At 27.2% G+C, this 1,204-nt stretch carries 2 protein-coding genes; both read left to right on the forward strand.

All coding sequences use genetic code 11. The features are described from left to right. Nucleotides 1-200 precede the first annotated feature (200 nt). On the forward strand, nt 201-914 hold the full coding sequence (locus CD113_RS12465; protein ID WP_002464480.1) for a hypothetical protein: 714 nt from the start codon (nt 201-203) through the stop codon (nt 912-914). 30 nt (nt 915-944) lie between these two features. Further along, a complete protein-coding gene (locus CD113_RS12470; protein WP_002464479.1) occupies nt 945-1,190 on the forward strand; it encodes a hypothetical protein in 246 nt (81 codons plus the stop codon). Nucleotides 1,191-1,204 lie beyond the last annotated feature (14 nt).

Below are 1,204 nucleotides of genomic sequence, written 5' to 3' on the forward strand. Positions count from 1 at the left end.
AGATGTGTATAAGAGACAGGTATATATAACCTGTATAAGTTAGTAAAATAATTTGAATTAATACAACAATTTGTTTTAAACACAATAGAACATTTTAAATAAAAATATGGCTTGAATGCTCGATGTAGCGATTACATTATGGAGTTGAACCGTTGACGGTATTTGAATATAAACAAATATAAACAAAGGAGAATAACAAAATGAAATTCAAATTATTAGGCGTATCTTTACTATCGTCAGCATTATTACTAACAGCATGTGGGCAACACGAAAATAATACGGATAAGAATGATGATAAGAAAACTGGTCATGAGAAAAAGACGAAAAATAAAGAGTCAGAAACTAAAAAACAAACAAAAAAAGATAATAATGAACATGTAGATAAGTCTAATAATCAAAAGAAATCAAACTATACAAATCCGCAAAGTATAATTAGCCCAAAACAAGCAGAAGTCATTGTTCATGATGATTATATTAATAATGGTGCTACTGAGGCACAAGTAAAAGAATTTAAAACCAATTTACAAAGAAGTAATGAAAATCAATATCTTGTTGAATACTTAGTTGCTGATGGTGCTGGTTATCCGATCAACTGGGCTGCTACCGTTGATAAAATTTCTGGAAATATTACAAGTAAATTTAATGATATGACCGATAAACAAAGTCAAGAATATGAAAAAATTCAAGAAAACAGTCCTATGTACCCTAGTAAAACACCCAACAAAAATAACGATAAAAAAGTTGATTTAAATAATTTACCTGCATTGGATTTTTCAATAAACGGAATGTCACGAGAACATCAAAAACAAGTTAATCAATTGAGCATTCAGAAAGACAACGGCGAAATCAATCAGCATGAATACAATGAAAAAGTTTCTGCTATTATGAATAATGAACTTGAAAATAATCAATAATATATCGAATAAAAGGAGGTGTTTAAAATAATGAAAGATAAAAATAAAATAATTGCAATCGTTGCTACTATTATTTCATTCTTAGTTATGGCTTTACCTATAATATGGTATACCGCAACAGTTTTATGGTTCTTACCAGGTGCAGTCATTATTATAATTGTCATGTTTTTATTATTATTCTTATATTTTAAAACTAAAAATGATATTCATTTATTACTATTATTAGTTAACATTATCATTCTGTTATTTTATTGTATTCCATTGTTATTGTCATAAATTGTAAAATGAGG

It is taken from the genome of Staphylococcus simiae (assembly GCF_002902085.1).
In the GTDB taxonomy this organism is placed as follows: Bacteria; Bacillota; Bacilli; order Staphylococcales; family Staphylococcaceae; genus Staphylococcus; species Staphylococcus simiae.